At 48.7% G+C, this 3,043-nt stretch carries 2 protein-coding genes; both read left to right on the plus strand.

Annotation, left to right across the window (positions count from 1 at the left end; all coding sequences use genetic code 11):
- The first annotated feature begins 244 nt into the window (after window positions 1-244).
- Complete coding sequence (locus KDK19_RS22305) at window positions 245-2,353, plus strand: transglutaminase-like domain-containing protein (RefSeq protein WP_257292982.1); 2,109 nt, start codon at window positions 245-247, stop codon at window positions 2,351-2,353.
- Between the two features lie 192 nt (window positions 2,354-2,545).
- Window positions 2,546-3,043: hypothetical protein (locus tag KDK19_RS22310; protein ID WP_257292983.1), on the plus strand; the 498-nt coding region annotated here is incomplete at its 3' end.

Raw genomic sequence — 3,043 nt, forward strand, 5'->3', positions numbered from 1 at the left:
GTCAAAGGTCGCCAGTGTTTGATCGCTCGCTAATGTTACTTCCTGATCAGGCCCTGATAACCGGGCCGGTGAGAGAACTTCGGCCCCCTGCATGTGTTGATCATTAATATCGATGAGTTTGACATCACCCTCAGGAGACACATAAACATCCTTTGCCCACCAACGATACATCCCGGAAGGAACATTAGCGAGCGATCAAACACTGGCGACCTTTGACTGGGCATCAGACAATGGTCGATATGCATTGCCCAGCCTGACGCCTGACGACTATATCGTGGCCCTGCGCATGAAGCCCGATTTGCCATACACTCTGATCAGAGATCGATATACCGGACTTCACACGCTGTATGTTGCAGAGGCCGAAGACAACCAGAATATTCAATTTGCTTATGTCGTAGAACAGCGGAAACCGCGCGAAAAAACATCTGTTGAAGAAGCCTGGTCAGAAGCATCAAACCGTTTTGACGCCCGCTGCTCCGAAGGTATGAAAACAGTATTGGAGAAACTGTTCAGGCGCTTTAGGCACATCGACGAACTGTCGTGTGAAGTAAAGCAACTTTTAGAGACAATAGAAAACGCTAAAGACCCAGAGCAACGAATTAATGCAATCGAGCACTATTGCCAACAGTTCTCCGGTAATGCTGCACCAGAGTACGGTGCAAATTTATTTCACTTCCTGGTAACACGGCGGCAAGGTAGCTGCCGTCATCGTGCGCCTGTTTTTGTTGCTTTTTGTCGTTATTTTGGGATTCCATGTCGGCAAATTATTAACCGTGATCATGCCTTTGCAGAGTGTTCCGTTGACGGAGGCCAAACCTGGAAGTTCGTGGATTTGGGCGGGGCACCTGTCGAGGCAACAGAAATCCTGTCCAAGTTCCAACCCACCAAGCGGGTCAGTGGTTCTGGCGGCGAATCAAAGAGGATTAAGAAACTCTTTAAAGGGGCTGATTCAGCACAACAGCAAGCTCTGGCTGAAGCCTGTGGCATTAGCCTTGAGGAACTGAACACAGCCCTTGAAACAGGCGGTGCATTACCCGTCACCGATGATCTGAGTAACTCCGGAATAGTAAGGAATCTCTGGGACAGAAAAGATGTAACCGGTTTTGCAACCGGTGTCTCAATGTTAGAGTCGCTGGAGACAGACACATTGAGTTCTGACGAGAAGGCATTAGTCGGTAATGTGCGTTACGGCCGTTATTATAATACCCGTATCTACAAACCGATGTCGGAGGCAGTACAGCAAATATTAGCCGACGGTGACGAAGTTCAGGTCACTGAACTGCTCAAGCCATTGCATTCAAAAATGATTGTTCAGGGCGGAGCAAACCCTCAACAGTGGTTGAATTCAATGGTGGATATGTTGTCAAAGAGTGACCTGGAGACCCCCCCGGTTATTCGCCTTGCCGATGAAGCCCTGACATTGGGTTGGCTGGACCCACTGCCGACCTGCGATGACCGTATTGAGAATCCCGAAGAACATTGGCAGCTTTTGTGGGCTCTTGAAAGCATCGATGAACTGAAGGCTAAAGCCACCCACTGCCTGAAAATGTGGTACAGGAAATTTTTGTCCAGGGAAAAAAATAGCCAGGTATGGCAGTTAGCCTACGAAAACTTCCAAAAGAAAAAAAATGACACCTTCTTCATCACTCATTGTCATGATGGGAGTTCGCCACTCCTTGAAAATGACATTGTCGATCCATCCATACAGATCGTCTGGACGGACGAACCTGAGGGCGTTCCGAATATAGAACGAATGTTGGTGCATGATCCGGCGTTTGAGCAGTTAAACTCGGGTAAGATGAACCGGCGTCCGGTGATTATCGTGGGGGGGCCTGACTGGAACGCCCGAGCGATAAAGGAAAAGCACGAAACCCTGTTTCAACGAAAAGTTAACACCAGCCCTGACTTGAAGCAGTTATTGGAAAATACCGAAGTGAATTCCTTTTTTGTGTCACAGGTGAGAAAGAAGCTGAGGCATAGATGTTGGCAAGCGATTCAGCAGGCTTTCACTCATTACCTGTATGACGTGACCCTCTCAAAGGGTGGTCGTTTAATGTATTGCTGGGGCCATGCATCCTTCAGGACTTCGTCGGAGCTTTGCAGCTATGGCTCTCATGACCCATCCTCACGAAAAGAGCTGTATGCCATGATGACTCAAATTAATAGTTCTTACGTTTTTGAGCACTCGCGTAAGGATGCCTGCTTTTTAAAGCAGGCTCAAAACGCCAGTAATGCTCTGGTGCTCAAACCCTATGAGCTGAAAAAAATTGCCAGGGAGTTTGTGAACAGCGTGAATTTGAATTCGCTTTGTGACGCATTGGATAACCAATCTCTGTGGACTGACTGGGAATAGTCTGCCCTACACGGCCATTGCTCCTGCATCCACGCAGTTGTGCGGCGACAGCCAATGGGTCTTTTTTCGAGATCGCTGACTTCCTTCAAGGGATTGCAGGTAACCATTCAAATAGAACTTTCTTCCTATCCGAAGGTCAAACAATCAAACAGTTTCAATGCAGTCCTTCAGATTTAAGGAGAAAGGTTGACTATGGATGGCCGGATTGTTGGGGAAGTAAAGAAACCCGTTTCTGGTAATAGCGTACCAGCCAAGGTAGCAAAGCTGGAGTTATCGTCAGAAAAGACTGTCGAAGCCTGCATTGACGTAACGCCCGAACTCAATAGATCGTCCCCTCCGGTAACGATGCCTGAGAAAGCGAGAACCGTATCGTCAATGGACTGCTCGCTCCAACAAGCCCCTCAGTCCTTCGACTTTCGTTTTGTCGGCAGTGATGATGAGGTTCGACAGCTTTTAGACGCCCGGACCGGCGATGGACATCAGGATGTCATTCTTGTTTCCCATCCTGATGACCTCTCACAGGCTAACCTGGTGAGCCGATTGAGTATTGCCGCCGATGGTCGTCACAGCCTGCGTTCAGGCAAGTTGTTTGAAGGGTCACAGCCGCTCACTCTGGTGATGGACATCCGCAAGCTCACCAGCGACGATCTGCCAAAATTTAACGATCTGCTGGACCCCGATAACCCCTGT

Origin of the sequence: Endozoicomonas sp. ONNA1 (genome assembly GCF_024606325.1) — a bacterium.
Taxonomy (GTDB): domain Bacteria; phylum Pseudomonadota; class Gammaproteobacteria; order Pseudomonadales; family Endozoicomonadaceae; genus Endozoicomonas_A.